The organism is Nonomuraea sp. NPDC049158 (assembly GCF_040648335.1).
GTDB lineage: Bacteria > Actinomycetota > Actinomycetes > Streptosporangiales > Streptosporangiaceae > Nonomuraea.
On record NZ_JBEZDM010000035.1, the window covers coordinates 71,415 to 86,111 of the forward strand.

The 14,697-nt window shown below is 70.3% G+C and carries 15 protein-coding genes; 9 read left to right on the forward strand and 6 right to left on the reverse strand.

Annotation, left to right across the window (positions count from 1 at the left end):
* Nucleotides 1-36: 36 nt before the first annotated feature.
* Nucleotides 37-1,143, forward strand: a complete 1,107-nt coding sequence (locus AB0B61_RS45805; protein WP_358446636.1) for a nitronate monooxygenase family protein — start codon at nt 37-39, stop codon at nt 1,141-1,143.
* A gap of 7 nt (nt 1,144-1,150) precedes the next feature.
* Here the strand turns inward: AB0B61_RS45805 and AB0B61_RS45810 are convergent, their stop codons facing one another.
* The 3 genes from AB0B61_RS45810 to AB0B61_RS45820 are packed head-to-tail and all read right to left on the reverse strand — an operon-like array spanning nt 1,151 to nt 2,674.
* Complete coding sequence (locus AB0B61_RS45810) at nt 1,151-1,555, reverse strand: type II toxin-antitoxin system VapC family toxin (RefSeq protein ID WP_358446639.1); 405 nt, start codon at nt 1,553-1,555, stop codon at nt 1,151-1,153.
* Nucleotides 1,548-1,823 (reverse strand): type II toxin-antitoxin system prevent-host-death family antitoxin, encoded by a 276-nt coding sequence (locus AB0B61_RS45815; RefSeq protein WP_358446641.1) that lies wholly within the window; start codon nt 1,821-1,823, stop codon nt 1,548-1,550. The genes AB0B61_RS45810 and AB0B61_RS45815 overlap by 8 nt, the downstream gene beginning before the upstream one ends.
* Before the next feature lie 41 nt (nt 1,824-1,864).
* Nucleotides 1,865-2,674: a crotonase/enoyl-CoA hydratase family protein gene (locus tag AB0B61_RS45820; RefSeq protein WP_358446647.1), complete on the reverse strand. Its 810-nt coding sequence runs from the start codon at nt 2,672-2,674 to the stop codon at nt 1,865-1,867.
* 192 nt (nt 2,675-2,866) lie between these two features.
* Here AB0B61_RS45820 and AB0B61_RS45825 point away from each other — a divergent pair, with 192 nt between their 5' ends.
* From AB0B61_RS45825 to AB0B61_RS45845, 5 genes are read left to right on the forward strand one after another with little or no spacing between them, the layout of a single operon-like run.
* Nucleotides 2,867-4,417: an acyl-CoA synthetase gene (locus tag AB0B61_RS45825; RefSeq protein ID WP_358446650.1), complete on the forward strand. Its 1,551-nt coding sequence runs from the start codon at nt 2,867-2,869 to the stop codon at nt 4,415-4,417.
* The gene (locus tag AB0B61_RS45830; RefSeq protein WP_358446653.1) at nt 4,407-5,303 is read left to right on the forward strand and encodes an OB-fold domain-containing protein; all 897 of its coding nucleotides are present in this window, start codon (nt 4,407-4,409) and stop codon (nt 5,301-5,303) included. Before AB0B61_RS45825 ends, AB0B61_RS45830 begins: the two co-directional genes overlap by 11 nt.
* Complete coding sequence (locus tag AB0B61_RS45835; RefSeq protein WP_358446656.1) at nt 5,303-6,322, forward strand: thiolase domain-containing protein; 1,020 nt, start codon at nt 5,303-5,305, stop codon at nt 6,320-6,322. The genes AB0B61_RS45830 and AB0B61_RS45835 overlap by 1 nt, the downstream gene beginning before the upstream one ends.
* 2 nt (nt 6,323-6,324) lie before the next feature.
* Nucleotides 6,325-7,473, forward strand: a complete 1,149-nt coding sequence (locus AB0B61_RS45840) for a thiolase domain-containing protein (protein ID WP_358446739.1) — start codon at nt 6,325-6,327, stop codon at nt 7,471-7,473.
* Nucleotides 7,473-9,062 (forward strand): acyl-CoA synthetase, encoded by a 1,590-nt coding sequence (locus AB0B61_RS45845; RefSeq protein ID WP_358446659.1) that lies wholly within the window; start codon nt 7,473-7,475, stop codon nt 9,060-9,062. Before AB0B61_RS45840 ends, AB0B61_RS45845 begins: the two co-directional genes overlap by 1 nt.
* Here the strand turns inward: AB0B61_RS45845 and AB0B61_RS45850 are convergent.
* The 3 genes from AB0B61_RS45850 to AB0B61_RS45860 form a co-directional block, all read right to left on the reverse strand.
* Complete coding sequence (locus tag AB0B61_RS45850) at nt 9,020-10,972, reverse strand: hypothetical protein (RefSeq protein WP_358446662.1); 1,953 nt, start codon at nt 10,970-10,972, stop codon at nt 9,020-9,022. The genes AB0B61_RS45845 and AB0B61_RS45850 overlap by 43 nt on opposite strands.
* Nucleotides 10,973-11,144: 172 nt before the next feature.
* Nucleotides 11,145-11,777: a LysE family translocator gene (locus AB0B61_RS45855; RefSeq protein ID WP_358446665.1), complete on the reverse strand. Its 633-nt coding sequence runs from the start codon at nt 11,775-11,777 to the stop codon at nt 11,145-11,147.
* Nucleotides 11,778-11,878: 101 nt separating this feature from the next.
* Nucleotides 11,879-12,739, reverse strand: coding sequence for a LysR family transcriptional regulator (locus AB0B61_RS45860; protein WP_358446668.1), 861 nt, complete (start codon nt 12,737-12,739; stop codon nt 11,879-11,881).
* A gap of 95 nt (nt 12,740-12,834) precedes the next feature.
* On the opposite strand from AB0B61_RS45860, the gene AB0B61_RS45865 reads away from it, so the two are divergent.
* From AB0B61_RS45865 to AB0B61_RS45875, 3 genes are all read left to right on the forward strand, one after another.
* A complete protein-coding gene (locus AB0B61_RS45865; protein ID WP_358446671.1) occupies nt 12,835-13,365 on the forward strand; it encodes a cysteine dioxygenase family protein in 531 nt (176 codons plus the stop codon).
* Between the two features lie 75 nt (nt 13,366-13,440).
* Nucleotides 13,441-13,950 carry a pyridoxamine 5'-phosphate oxidase family protein gene (locus tag AB0B61_RS45870; protein ID WP_358446674.1) on the forward strand — a complete coding sequence of 170 codons (510 nt, stop codon included), beginning with the start codon at nt 13,441-13,443 and terminating at the stop codon, nt 13,948-13,950.
* Nucleotides 13,951-13,960: 10 nt separating this feature from the next.
* Nucleotides 13,961-14,503: a helix-turn-helix domain-containing protein gene (locus tag AB0B61_RS45875; RefSeq protein WP_358446676.1), complete on the forward strand. Its 543-nt coding sequence runs from the start codon at nt 13,961-13,963 to the stop codon at nt 14,501-14,503.
* The last annotated feature ends 194 nt before the right edge of the window (nt 14,504-14,697 follow it).

Consider the following 14,697-nt stretch of genomic DNA (forward strand, 5'->3'; position numbering starts at 1 on the left):
TTGCAGTTTCTTCGCCGCCGGTCGTATTGTCGGCCCATGCGGACCCGTGTCACGGACATGTTCGGAATCGAGCTCCCGATCTTCGCCTTCAGCCACTGCCGCGACGTGGTCGCCGCGGTCAGCCGGGCCGGCGGGATGGGCGTTCTCGGTGCCCTCTACTTCACCCCAGAAGAGCTTGAAATGGAGCTCAAGTGGATCGACGACCACGTCGACGGCCACCCGTACGGCGTCGACGTGGTCATGCCCGCCTCCTACGAGGGCGCCGACTTCGCGCCCGAGGAGCTGGTGGGCCGCCTGCAGACGATGGTCCCGGCGGGCCACCGGCAGTTCGTCGAGAACCTCCTGGCCGCCCACGGCGTGCCGCCCCTGTCCTCGGACGCCGACGCGGGCAAGGTGCTGCTCGGCTGGACCGACGTCACCGCCCGCCCGCAGGTGGAGACGGCGCTGCGGCACCCCATCGCGCTGCTGGCCAACGCGCTCGGCCCGCCGCCCGCGGACGTGGTCGAGCTCGCCCACTCCCACGGCGTCAAGGTCGCCGCCCTCGCCTCCACCCCGCGTCACGCGCTCAAGCAGGTGGAGGTGGGCGTGGACGTGGTGGTGGCGCAGGGTACGGAGGCCGGCGGGCATACCGGCGAGATCTCCACCATGGTCCTGATCCCTCAGGTGGTGGACGCGGTGGACGTACCGGTCCTGGCGGCGGGCGGCATCGGCAACGGCCGTCAGATGGCCGCCGGCATGGCCCTGGGCGCCGAGGGCGTCTGGACCGGCTCGCTCTGGCTCACGGTCGAGGAGGCCGACACTCCCGAGATGGCCAAGAAGCGCATCCTGGAGGCCACCTCCCGCGACACCGTCCGCTCCCGCAGCTGGACGGGCAAGCCGGCCCGGCTGCTCAAGAACGAGTGGACGGACGCCTGGGAGTCGCAGGAGTCGCCGGGAACGCTGCCGATGCCCCTGCAGTTCATGCTGGTATCGGACGCGCTGCGCCGCATCGGCCGTTCGGACGCCGCCGAACTGGCCACCTTCCCGGCGGGCCAGATCATCGGCATCACCAACCAGGTCCGCTCCACGCGGGACGTCATGTACTCGATGATGGAGGAGTACGCGGAGGCCACGGAACGGCTGGGCCGCATCACCGGCGACTGACCTGTCGTCAGACGGGGACGATGGTCACCAGGCTTTCGAGCCCCACGAAGTCATCTGTGTTGCGGGTGTAGAGCGGCAGTCCCCGGCTCGACGCGATAGCGGCGATCATCAGGTCCATCCGTCGTGACCGGGGATCGCGCTTCGCGTTGATCGTCAATGCGACGAGAGTGCCGTAGCGGGCTGCCGCGTCCGCGTCGAAGGGCAGGGGCTCGAAATCGACGACGGCCGCCCCTAGTCTTTCCATGCGGGCGGCCCGGACTGCCTCGTTCTTCGCCATCGCCACGCCCTGATGAAGCTCGGCCAGCGTGATTGACGTGATGTCGACAAAGTCTGGCAGGTCGCCCAACGAGAGCTCATCGAGGTCGATGTAGACGCACGTATCGATCACCCCGCGAGAGTGGCGCTCATGCACGGCGCCGCTCCCAGGGGTCATCGTCGATGCGGTCATCGCTGCCGAAGAACTCGTCGGCCTCCCTGCGCATTTCGGCGTAGTCCACGCGGGGAAGCCTTCGGTATTTGGCCACGAGTTCCGCTGTGCTCAGGCGACGCTTGCGGGGCAGCGGCCGTAGCTCTGCCACCTCGACGCCGTTTCGGGTGATGTGGAACACCTCACCCGACTCCACTTGATCCATGACGGCGGCGGAGTTGTTGCGGAACTCCCGTTGGGTGATGACCTTCATAAGGCCTAGTGTAGCTCCGTGTAGCTCATGGGGCTACGCGGTCAATGGCCCTTGTAGACGGCCGCGCGCTTCTCCTTGAAGGCCCGGGCACCCTCGCGGGCGTCCTGGGAGCCGATGACCGGCCAGCCGATCTCGTCCGAGACCTTGAGGGCCTCCGGCTCCGGCATGCCGAGCGTGTCCCGGTACGTGCGCAGGATCGCCTGCACCGCGAGCGGGCCCGAGGCGGCGATGTCGTCCGCGATCTCCCGCGCCACCGCCAGCGCCTGCCCGTCCGGTACGACGCGGTTGACCAGGCCCATGGACAGGGCCTCGGCCGCCGTGATGGAGCGGCCGGTGAGCAACAGGTCCATGGCGTGGCAGTACGGGATCTGCCGGGGCAGGCGGATCGCGCTGCCGCCCATCGGGAACAGCGCCCGCTTGGCCTCGAACAGGCCGAGTGTGGCCGACTCGGCCACCACCCGCAGGTCGGTGCCGACCAGCAGTTCGGTGCCGCCCGCCACCGCGTAGCCCTCGACGGCCGAGACGATCGGCTTGGTCGGCAGGTCCTCGCGGAGCAGACCCTTCCAGTGGAAGTTGGGGATCTGGGCGGCGCGCGCCTGGACGTCGGCGTCCGTCGAGGGCTGTCCCATGGCCTTGAGGTCGGCGCCGGCGCAGAAGGTGCCCTCCGCGCCCGTGAGGATGGCGGCCCTGACCTCCGGCTCGGCCGACACGTACGCCCAGGCCGAGGCCAGGCCGATCAGCATGTCGGAGGAGAGCGCGTTACGCGCCTCCGGCCGGTTCATGGTGACGATGACGACGTGGCCGTCGCGTTCGACCCGGCAGTGGGGGGTGCTGATCGGCAGGATCTCCACGGACGCCTCCAGGTAACGAATCAAGCGCTTGTTTGGCAGTGATCCTACCCTGTGACGGGCCCGCGGACGATGATGGCGGCACGACCTCGATCAAGCGCTTGCTACGACTCCGGCGCCGGGATACGCTGCCCAGGCAAAACGAGAACAAGTTCTTGTTTATCGGGGCCTCGGACCACCTGAAGAGGAGTTTCGATGGGCACGCTCGGTTTCTGGAGACTGGCGCAGGCGGATCCGGACTGGATCGCGTGCGTGGACCCAGACGGTACGGAGCACCGCGCGGGCGACCTCCTCGCCCGGTCGAACCAGCTGGTGCACGGCCTGCGCGAGCTCGGGCTGAAGCCCGGAGACGGCGTCTGCGGCCTGGTGCCGAACGGCGTGGACGGGCTCGTCCTCTACCTGGCCGCGTTACAGGCCGGCTGGTACTACACGCCGATCAACTGGCACCTGACCGGGCCTGAGATCGCCTACATCGTGGCCGACAGCGAGGCCCAGGCGTTCTTCGTACACCCCAGGTACGCGGCCGAAGGAGCGAGAGGCGCCGAGGCCATCGCGCCTGAGCGGCGCTTCGCCGTTGAGGATGGCGATATTTCGGGGTTCCGGCGGATCAGTGAGCTGACCGACGGACAGCCGGACACCGCGCCTCCCGACCGTACGGCCGGGCTGACCATGCACTACACCTCGGGCACGACCGGCAAGCCCAAGGGCGTCCGGCGGCCACTGAACGGGCTCGACCCCGACGACGCCGCCGAGATGCTGTCGTTCCTGCCGGGCCTGTTCGGCATCACGCGGGGCCGGCCGAACGCGCACCTGATCACCTCGCCGAACTACCACACCGCCGTCACCCAGTTCGGCGGCACGGCGCTGCACATGGGCCACACGCTCGTCTACATGGACAAGTGGGACGCCGAGGAGATGCTCCGCCTCTGCGAGAAGTACCAGGTCACGAACTCGCACATGGTGCCCACCCACTTCAAGCGCCTCCTCGCACTGCCCGAGGAGACCCGCCACAAGTACGACCTGTCCTCGCTCAAGTGGATGATCCACGCGGCCGCCCCCTGCCCGGTGCCGGTGAAGTGGGCGATGTTCGAGTGGTGGGGCGACTGCGTCTACGAGTACTACGCGGCCACCGAGGGCGGCGGCACCCTGGCCACGCCCGAGGGCTGGAAGGCGCACCCGGGAACGGTCGGCTCGGCCTGGCCGATCAGCGAGCTGCTCATCGTGGACGACGCGGGCGAACCCCAGCCGACCGGAACCCCCGGCACGATCTACATGAAGATGCTCGGCGCCCGGTTCGAGTACAAGGGCGACCCCGCCAAGACCGCCGAGAACCAGCTCAAGGACTACTTCACCGTCGGCGACATCGGCTACCTGGACGAGGACGGCTTCCTCTTCCTGTGCGACCGCAAGGCCGACATGATCATCTCGGGCGGGGCGAACATCTACCCCGCCGAGATCGAGAACGAGATCATGATCCACCCCAAGGTCGCGGACGTGGCGGTGTTCGGCATCCCGGACGAGGAGTGGGGCGAGCAGATCAAGGCCATCGTCGAGCCCGCGCCGGGTTCGGAGCCGGGCCCCGAGCTCGCGGCCGAGATCCTCGCCTCGCTGGAAGGCCGCCTGGCCAGGATGAAGTGGCCCAGGTCGATCGACTTCATCGAAGAGATGCCCCGCGAGCCCAACGGCAAGCTGCTCAAACGCAAACTCCGCGCACCTTACTGGGAGGGACACGACCGTGCCATCTGAACCGCTGGTGGCGGAGCACGTACTGGAGTTCCCCGGCGGATACGCCCGCACGACCGGGCCGGTGATCGGACGCTTCCTGACCGAGCTGCGCGGCGGCCGGATCGTCGGCGTGCGGACCGCCGAGGGCAAGGTGCTGGTGCCTCCGCTGGAGTACGACCCCGGCAGCGGCGAGGCCGTCACGGAGGAGTTCGTCGAGGTCGGGCCCGCCGGGACGGTGACCGCGTGGGCATGGGTGGACGAGCCACGCGACAGCCACCCGCTCGACCGGCCGTTCGCCTGGGCGACGATCAAACTCGACGGCGCCGACACCGCGCTGGTGCACGCCGTCGACGCGGGCAACGCCAAGGCGCTGCGGATCGGCAGCCGGGTCTGGCCCGTCTGGCGGAGCGAGCGTACCGGCCACATCACCGACATCTCCTACTTCGCGCCAGAGGTCACGAAGATCGTGTCCCCCGTGCGGGCCGACTACCGGTTGCAGGTGGGCGGGTCGCTGCTGACCTTCCTGGAAGGCGTCGAGCGCGGCGTGTTCCTCGGCGGCCGGTGTCCCAGCTGCGAGAAGGTGTACGTCCCGTACCGCGTCTTCTGCCCGGCCTGCGGTGGCCCGATCGCCGACCAGCTGGAGTTACCCGACACCGGCACGATCACCACGTACGCCATCAACAACCTGCCCGACCCCCGCGCCCCCGAGGTGCCCTTCGTCTCCGCCTACATCCTGCTCGACGGGGCGGACATCCCGATGATCGCCCTCGTCGGCGGCGTCCCGGCGCACGAGGTGCGGCAGGGCATGCGGGTCAGGGCCGAATGGGTGCCCGAGGGAGAGCGGACGAAGTCCATGCGCAACGTCCGATGGTTCACCCCCACCGGCGAGCCGGATGTGGAGCTCTGATGCGTGAGGTAGCCGTCGTCGCGTTCGCCCAGACCCGCCACGCCGATCATGACGGCGGCCTGAGCGAGCCCGAGCTCATCCTGCCCGTCATCAACGAGGTCAAGGAGTCGACCGGGCTGAAGCGGTTCGGCTTCACCTGCTCCGGCAGCTGCGACTACCTCGCGGGCGCGCCGTTCTCGTTCGTCTCCGCGCTCGACGCGCTCGGCGCGTGGCCGCCGATCTCCGAGAGCCACGTGGAGATGGACGCGGCCTGGGCGCTGTACGAGGCGTGGGTACGCCTGCAGCACGGCGACATCGACTCCGCCCTGGTGTACGGCTTCGGCAAGTCGTCACTCGGCGACCTGCGCGAGATCATGACGCTCCAGCTGGACCCGTACTATCTGGCGCCGCTCGGCCTCGACCAGCTCTCCTTCGCCGCCCTCCAGGCCAGCGCGGCCGGCGCCGAACGCAAGGAGCTCGACGAGATCGTCCGGCGCAGCCGAGCCGACGGGCGGAGCAACCCGTACGCGCTCGACCTGCCCGAGGACGTCGGCGAGGAGTACGCGGTCGAGCCGATCAGGAAGTCGGACGTCGCCCCCATCACCGACGGCGCGGCGGCGATCGTCCTGGCGGCCGGCGACCTGGCCAGGGAGCTGTGCGCCAAACCCGCCTACATCAGGGGCATCGCGCATCGCATCGAGCCGCACTACCTGGGTATGCGGGATCTCGCCCTGTCGGTCTCCGCGGCCGATGCCGCACGTGCCGCGGGGGTCGGCAAGGGTCCCGTCGAGGTGGCGGAGCTGCACACGCAGTTCGCCCACGAGGAGCCGATCCTGCGCCGGGCGCTGGAGCTCCCCGACGGCACGGTGATCAACCCGTCCGGCGGCCCGCTCGCCGCCAATCCGGTCATGGCCACCGGCCTCATCCGCATCGGCGAGGCGGCCCGGCGCATCCACGACGGCACGGCCGCCCGCACGGTCGGCCACGCCGCCGGCGGCCCCTGCCTGCAGCACAACCTTGTGACCGTCCTGGAGGCATGAAAATGGGCAACAGGTGTGCCGTGATCGGCGTCGGCCAGACGCACTACACGACCAAGCGCGGGGACGTGTCGATCGCCGGGCTGGTGCGCGAGGCGGCCGTCCGGGCTCTGGAGGACGCCGGGCTGACGTTCAAGGACATCGACGCGGTCGTCGTCGGCAAGGCGCCCGACCTGTTCGAGGGCGTGATGATGCCCGAGGCGTACCTGGCCGACGCGCTCGGCGCGGCCGGGAAACCGATGATGCGCGTGCACACGGCGGGCAGCGTCGGCGGCTCCACGGCGCTGGTCGGCGCGAGCCTCATCCAGGGCGGGGTGCACGACCGGGTGCTGGTCGTGGCGTTCGAGAAGCAGTCGGAGTCCAACGCCACCTGGGCGCTGTCCACCCACCTGCCGTTCAGCGCGTCGCTGGTGGTCGGGGCCGGCGGCTACTTCGCGCCGCACATCAGGGAGTACATCCGCCGGACCGGCGCGCCCGAGCACATCGGCCACCTGGTGGCCGTCAAGGACCGCCTGAACGCACTCAAGAACCCCTACGCCCACCTGAAGATCCCCGGCATCGACCTGAAGATGGTCGAGTCGACGCCGATGCTGTGGGAGCCGATCCGCTACCTGGACACCTGCCCGTCCAGCGACGGCGCCTGCGCCATGGTCCTGTCGGCGGAGTCGGCGGTCACCGGCACACCCGCGTGGCTGCACGGCACGGCCATGCGCTCCGAGCCGATCTTCCGCGCCGACCGCGACACGGTCAGCCCGCAGGCGGGCAAGGACTGCGCGGCCGACGTCTACCGGCAGGCGGGCGTCACCGACCCGCGCCGCCAGATCGACGTGGCCGAGGTGTACGTCCCCTTCTCCTGGTACGAGCCGATGTGGCTGGAGAACCTGGGCTTCGCGGCCGACGGCGAGGGCTGGAAACTCACCGAATCGGGCGCCACCGCCCTCGACGGCGACACCCCGTGGAACGCCTCCGGCGGCGTGCTGTCGAGCAACCCGATCGGGGCGTCGGGGCTGATCAGGTTCGCCGAGGCCGCGCTCCAGGTACGCGGGATGGCGGGGGAGCACCAGGTGGACGACGCTCGGCTGGCGCTCGGCCACGCGTACGGCGGGGGAGCCCAGTTCTTCGCGATGTGGATCGTCGGACGGGAGAAGCCCTGATGGAGTTCAACCACGCCGACCTGTTCGAAGGGATCGCGGACGCGGTCGGCGACCGGACGGCCATCGTCTGCGACGACGAGCGCCGCACCTTCGCCGAGCTGGACGCCGAGGCGAACCGGATCGCCCACTACCTCCAGGATCTCGGTGTCAAGCCCGGCCAGCACGTCGGGCTGCACCTGTACAACAGCATCGAGTACGTCGCCGGGATGCTCGCCGCGCTGAAGATCCGGGCGGTGCCGATCAACGTCAACTACCGCTACGTGGAGGCCGAGCTCCTCTACCTCTACAAGGACTCCGACATCCGGGCGCTGATCTACGACGTGGAGTTCGAGCCGCGGGTGTCGGCGGTCATGGGGGAGGCGCCCCTGCTGGAGCACCTGATCTCGGTCGGCGGCCGGCCGTCCATCGCGACCGCCGTGCCGTACACCGAGGCGCTGGAACGCGGCGCGCCCACGCGCGGCTTCGAACCGCGATCCACGCAGGACGTCTACATCATCTACACCGGCGGTACGACCGGCATGCCCAAGGGCGCGATGTGGCACGTCGAGGACCTGTTCGTGGCCTTCGGCGGCGGCAACCCGTACGGCGCGCCACTCCCGACACCGCAGGCGGTGATCGACCAGGCGGCCGCCGCGAACCCGCCCATGGTGATGATGGCCGCCGCGCCGCTGATGCACGGCGCCGCGCAGATGGGCACGTTCGTCAGCTGGTGGATGGGCTCGACCGTGGTCTACGTACGCAGGTTCGACGCCGACACGGTGCTGCGGGCGATCACCCGCGAAAAGGTGGCCACGCTGAGCATCACCGGCGACGCCATGGCCCGGCCGCTGGCGGAAGCGATGGAGAGCGGCGACTACGACATGTCCTCGCTCATCGCGCTCAGCTCGACCGGGGCCATCCTCACCGGTTCCGTCCGCGACCGGCTGCAGGCGGCCCTGCCCAACGTCATGATCCTCGACAGCTTCGGCTCCACGGAGTCCGGCTACACCGCCTCCGGAGTGGCGGGCTCCTCTCCCGAGGCGGGGCTGCGCTACCAGCCGAACGCCACGTCCGGCCTGGCCGTGCTCGACGAGAAGCTGCGACCCGTCGAGCCCGGCTCGGGGGAACTGGGCACGGTGGCCAAGTCGGGGCCGATCTCGTTCGGCTACTACAACGACGCGGAGAAGACCGCCCGCACGGTCGTCACGGACGCCGAGGGCACCCGATGGCTGCTGACCGGCGACCTGGCCAGCGTCGACGCCGACGGCACCGTGAACGTCTTCGGTCGCGGGTCCCAGTGCATCAACACCGGCGGGGAGAAGGTCTTCCCCGAAGAGGTGGAAGCGGTGCTCAAGGGGCATGACGCGGTCTTCGACGCGGTGGTGACCGGGGTACCGGACGAGCGGTGGGGCAACCGGGTGGCGGCCGTGGTCGAGGCGCGCGAGGGAGTGGCGGTGACGGCGGACGAACTGGACGCGCACTGCAGGCAGCGGTTGTCGGGGTACAAGGTGCCTCGTACGTACGTGTTCGTGGACGAGATGGTCCGGTCACCGGCGGGCAAGGCCGACTATCGGTGGGCTCGGCGGCAGGCGGAGTCGGGCGGCTCGTAAGCCCGGGGTTCAGCGGCTCGCGCCTCCTCGTGGTGGCCCAGCTCGGTCCGGCAGAAGTCGAGCCGGGTCTGGGCCACGGCGCGGAGCAGGTCGTCCTCGATCACCCGGGTGCCTCGGTGCAGCACGACGCTGGCCTCCAGCACCCGTCCCGCCTCGATCAGGGCGTCGCCGAGCATGAGCATCCCGTTGGCCAGATGCCCCATGAGGACCGGATCGCCGGACGCGAAGCGCTCCAGCGCCGCCACCGCCTCACCCAACGGCCGCACCGCGTCGGCATGCCTGTCCTGGCGCATGAGCGCGGCGGCTTCGGCCTGGGACCAGGCGATGGCCTCCAGCGCGTCGTGCGGCCGGTGGAGCGCGGCCAGCGTCGCGCCCAGGACCGCGTACGTCATGGCCGCGCCGATCGGCTCGTCCAGCTCGTCGCAGAGATCGGCGGCCCGCTCGACCTGCGCCAGAGCCTCCACAGCCCGTTGCCGCCCGAGCAACGCCCGCGCGTAGACACACAGGCACCGCACCAGCATGCCGCGTTCCACGTCCCCGTCCGTGTCGCCCAGCAGCGGCCGGAGTGCGGCTTCGATCTGGTCGCCGAGCCGCGCGGACGGCTCGGCCGCCGCTTCCTCCAGCAGTCCGTCGAGCCGGGCCGTGAGCAGCGACCGCAGCGCCGACCGTACGGCAGGCTGCTCGCTCGACCGCCGCAGGACGTCCAGCATCCGAAGGAGGTGCCCGGCCGTTCTGGCCGGATGGTCGTGTACGGCCAGCACGAGCGCGTCCAGCCCCTCGGTCTCGGCCAGGAACTGCTCAGCCACGACCTCCGGCCCCAGAGGCGCCAGTCTCCCTTGCGGACCAGCCCGCCCCGGGAAGAGGCGGACCAGCCAGTCGCCCAAGGCCAGACTGCGGTCGTACGTCTGGGACCCGGGCACCGCCGACAGCAGTTCCCGCAGCTCTTGGCGGGTAGGCGTGGTGAGCGTGACCAGGGCCACCGCCTGCCGAGCCGTCAGGGCGTCCACCGGCTCATGTCCCTCGGGCCATACCGTCATCCACTGTTGCTGCTCGTACATCAGGAACCGGCTCAGCAACTCCCCGCCCTCGACGTCATCCCCCCGCAGCCGCATCAAGGCGGCCAGATGCAAGCGCAGCGGATCGCCGTACTCCGGATCGTCGAGATCGGGCAGGACCGCCCGAGGCGACGCGAACGCCCGCATAGCCGCCGCCGCGTGCCCAACCCGCTCGGCGCGCGTCAGGGAACGGTGGTCGAGCTGGACGATAATGCTGCTCAGCTCACTCACCTCCTTCGGCAGACCGCCAACACCAGGCACGCCGCTTACGTCGGGCACGCCGCTTACGTCGGGCACGCCACCCACGCCAGGCGCGGCCGGGCCGTGGTGCTCCGTACGGGAGGCGCCCGCGACCAGGCGTCGCCACCACTCGCCGTCGGCGGGCTCGCGGGTGAGTAGCAGGATTCTGACCCGGTGACGGCGCCGCTGACCGGCCAGATGCCCGATGAGTTCGCCGATCCCCGCCGCCCACGGTTCCGGGTGGTCGACGGCGAGGAGGATGGGGCGGAGTACGTCGAGGCCGGTGGCGCAGGGGTGAGGGGTGGTGAGGAAACCGGCGTCCCAGCCGAGCTCGGCCAGCTCCGTGCACAGTTCGCCCGCCAGCCGGGTCTTACCCGTGCCACCTCGGCCCGTCAGCACCGCGATCGACAGTGGCGCCGGGGAATCGGCCCAGCCGCGCAGCGTCGCCAGCTCCTCGTGGCGCCCCAGGAAGGGTACGACGGCGTGCTCCGGCACCAGCAGCGGCCAGTCAGGGCAGTCGGGCGGCAGCGGTTCGCGGGCGCGCCGCAGAAGGCTCGGCAGAGAGTGGACCTCGACGACGCGCTCGACCCCGAGGCGGTGCGGTGGCCTGTCCATGGGGCCCGCCTAGTCGCTACGTCCCGATGTGTCGTCCCCCGACGAGGGTCCCACCATTATCCCATCAGGGCTCGCCCCCAGGCAGGAAATTGCCCCGCTTACTATCTCTTCCCACCCGCGACCAGGGCGGCCAGTGTCTATGCCTTCTCGCCTGTGAGCGGCGGGCCAGTGGCTACGCCTTCTCGCCCGTGAGTAGGGCGGCCAGGCCGAGGTAGACGAGGCCGCTGCCGATGTCGAGGCGGCGGCGCGCCCGCGTGGAGCGGCGGACCCGGCCGGCCAGGGCCGAGGAGAGCAGCGCGTACGTGCCGTCCGTGGTCATCCCGAGCCCCATCCAGAGCAGCCCGAGCACCAGGATCTGCGGCGCGACCGGACCCGCCGCCGGATCCGTGAACTGCGGCAGGAACGCCAGGAAGAAGATGGCGGTCTTGGGGTTGAGCACGTTGACCACGAAGCCCTCCCAGAACATCCGCCGCTTGGAGTGCACCTCGACCTCCACCGCGTCCTCGGCCGAGGTGGCGGTCCGGTTCAGCAGCTTGCGCACCCCGAGCCAGACGAGGTACGCGACGCCCGCGTACTTGATCACGGTGAACGCTGTGGCGGAGGCGGCCACCAGCGCGCTGATGCCCAGGGCCGCGGCCACCACGTGCACCACGGAGCCCGCGTGGACGCCGAGCACCGAGACCAGGCCCGCCGATCTGCCTTGCGCGACGCTTCTGGTGACGATGAACAGAACCGCGGGACCCGGCACCAGGAGGAGGGCGAGGGTGGCCGCGCAGAAGAGAGCGAGCGTCGCGAAATCCGGCATGTCGCTCATGGTAGGCGTGCGCCCCTCACCGCAGTCAACGGAATTCCGCCCCGCGCCGCGACGAATCGTAGGGGTGCGCCCCGCCGCCAAGGCGCGACGGGTCAGACGCTCTCAACCAGGGCCGACAGCAGCGCCTCGGTGGCCGGTGGGTGGGGCGGGTCGCCGTAGACCGCCGCGTACACGTGCCTGGTCGAACCCGGGATCGGGGCCACCTGCACGTCCGGATGGCGGTGCGCGCTGAGTGCCAGTCCGGGCAGCACGGTCAGTCCCATGCCCGCCGCCACCAGCGCTTGTACGGCCACGATGTCGTCGCTGGTGAAGGAGATCCGCGGCTCGAACCCCGCCTTGGCGCAGATGTCGAGCAGATGGCTACGACACCGGTCACACCCGGCGATCCAGGGGTCTTCGGCGTGTGCCCCCAAATCCCCCGAGACGCCGGAGGACACCAGATAGCTCGGGTCGTCGAGCAGGTGGATCATCTGGATCCCCGGGTCCTCCGGCGCGGTGTCGTCATAGCGGAACATCACCGCCACATCCACCCGCCCACTCCGCAGCAGCCGCAGCGCCTCCGGCGGCTCGGTCTCCGTGAGGTGCAGCCGCAGCCCGGGATGCGAACCCGCCAGCCGGGTCGCCGTCCTGGGGATGAAGGTACCCAGCGCGGAGGGGAACGCGGCCAGCCGGGCCCGCCCCGAGCGCAGCCCCACGTGCGCGGCGAGCTCGTCGGCGGTGGCGTCGAGGCGGCCGATGATGTCGTCGGCCCGCGCGGTGAGCAGCTTGCCGGCCTCCGTGAGCCGGATGCCGCGCCCGACGCGCTGCACGAGCTTGGCCCCGGTCTCGGCTTCGAGCCGGGCGAGGTGGTGGCTGACCGACGGCTGCGAGTAGTGCAGCTCCTTGGCGGCGGCGGTCAGCGAGCCCGTACGCGCGACGGCGACGAGGACGCGGAGCCGTACGACATCCAGCATTCATCAACCATATCTATTGATGAGCCACAAAACTTCTGTTGGACCTATGGATCTCGACGTAGCACCGTAAGAAGGGAGAGAAAGGGAGGACAAACATGGACACGGTCCTGACTCGGCCGGGGCTCGACGCCCTCGTGTCGGATATCGGCGACATCACCGCCCGCCGTCTCGCCCCGCGGGAGACCGCGTTCGCGGTGGCGGATCTGCTCCGCCCACGGCTGTCCACGCTCGACCTGCTCACGGCGGAGGAACGAGCGGGATCGCCTGATACGTACGTGTCCCAGGCGCTGTACGCGTGTGACGACTTCTCGATCGTGTCGGTCGTATGGCGGCCGGGCCAGTGCACGGTGATCCACGACCACGTGTCGTGGTGCGCGTTCGGCGTGATCAGCGGGATCGAACACGAGACGCTCTACCGGGACATGGGGGACCATCTGCTGGAGATCGGGCAGGCCGCCAACCTGCCGGGCGAGGCCAGCGGGTTCGCGCCGCCCGGCGACATCCACAAGGTGATCAATGTGAGTGACGAGGTCGGGGTGTCGGTGCACGTGTACGGGGCCGACGTGAGCAGGCTCGGCAGCAGCGTGCGCCGGGTCTACGACCTGCCCGTCAGAACGCCGGCCTAGTCACCGGCTCTCACCGATGAGTTTCCACCTGCGGAGCGGTCAGTACGCAGGTAGGCCCATCGAGGAGAAGCCATCATGGAACCGATCACCGAACTGGACGCCAGATACAGCGCCGAGGGTGCCACCGCGACCGAATGGGCGCGGGCGCGCGACGCCCTGGAACGCGCCCAGACATTCTGGCTGGCCACCGTCCGCCCCGACGGCAGCCCGCACGTCACGACCCTGCTGGCCGTCTGGCAGGACGGCACGCTCTACTTCTGCACCGGCGCGGGCGAGCAGAAGGCCCGCAACCTGGAGTCCAACCAGCACTGCACGCTCACGACCGGCACCAACTCCCTGGAGGAGGGCCTCGACGTGGTCGTGGAAGGCGTCGCGGAGCGGGTCACCGACACCGGCCGGCTCAAGCGGCTCGCCGACGCCTACGGGGACAAGTACGGCAGCGACTGGCGCTTCGCGGTGGACGACGACGCCTTCCTGAACTCGGGCGGCGACCGGGCCCTGGTGTTCGCGGTGGCCCCGGCCAAGGCGTTCGGCTTCCGCAAGGGCGACTTCAGCCAAACCCGCTGGCGCTTCCAGCGCGGCTAGGCTGAGCCGTATGCCGGCTGAGCGCCCCAGGCGGGCGGACGCGCGCCGCAACCACGACGCGGTCCTGGTCGCGGCCAGGACGCTGTTCGCCGAGCGCGGCATCGACGTGCCGCTCGACGACGTCGCCCGCCACGCCGGGGTCGGCAACGCGACGATGTACCGGCACTTCCCCACCCGCCAGGACCTGATCATCGCCGTCTACGCCGACGAGGTGACCGAGCTGTGCGAGAGCGGCGACGCCCTCCTGGCGGCCGCTTCGCCGGGCGACGCGCTGCACGAGTGGCTGGGCGCCTTCGTCGCGCACGTCGCCGGCAAGCGCGACCTGGCGCTGGCCATCCCGCGCGACGGCTCGGCGCTGTTCGGCGAGTGGCACGAGAAGATGCTGGCCACCGCGTCGGCGCTGCTCACCAGGGCGCAGGACGCGGGCGAGGTCCGCCCCGACCTGACCGTCCGCGAGCTGATGACCCTCGCCAACGCGATAGCGCTGACCGGCTCGGACCAGTCCGCGCGGCTGCTCGACCTGCTCAGGTACGGGACCGTCGGCGCTCGCTGACCCGGCCACGAGCGGACGCTCGAGTCGGCCCCAAGCGCCCACCGACCCAGCCCCAAGCGCCCACCGACCCGGCTCCAAGCGCCGACCGACCCGGCCCCAAGCGGCCACCGACCCGGCCATAATAGGAAAAAATGTACAAGCGTTGAGATCTGTGGGCGAGTCCTTTACTCTCAGCCAGAGGCGCGCGTCAGCCG